This window comes from Caulobacter sp. 602-1, assembly GCF_003931565.1.
Taxonomy (GTDB): domain Bacteria; phylum Pseudomonadota; class Alphaproteobacteria; order Caulobacterales; family Caulobacteraceae; genus Caulobacter.
Genome location: NZ_RRYI01000182.1, coordinates 1 through 279, shown reverse-complemented (window position 1 = coordinate 279; position 279 = coordinate 1). Strand labels below are relative to the sequence as shown.

The 279-nt window shown below is 62.0% G+C and carries 1 pseudogene; it reads left to right on the top strand.

Going from position 1 to position 279, the window contains the following annotated elements:
* Positions 1–9: 9 nt before the first annotated feature.
* Positions 10–279: pseudogene (locus EIK80_RS25785) on the top strand (hypothetical protein); the annotation flags it as partial.

Genomic DNA, 279 nt, shown 5'->3' with positions numbered 1-279 from the left:
CGCGACTACGTGGCCGCGGAAAACCGGTATTGCGAGCATCGCATGGCGCATTTGGCCGGTTTGCGCAACACGCTGTTCGAGGAGCTCAAATCGCACGTGGAAGAAACCGATATGTCGGTGCCCACGCGCGTGAACGACTACTGGTACTTCACCCGTACGCAGCAGGGCAAGCAGTACGGCGTGCAGTGCCGTATACCCGTGCGCGGCGAGAACGATTGGGAGCCGCCGGTGGTGGACTCCAAAGGCGAGCCTGGATCCATGCCCGGCGAGCAGATTGTG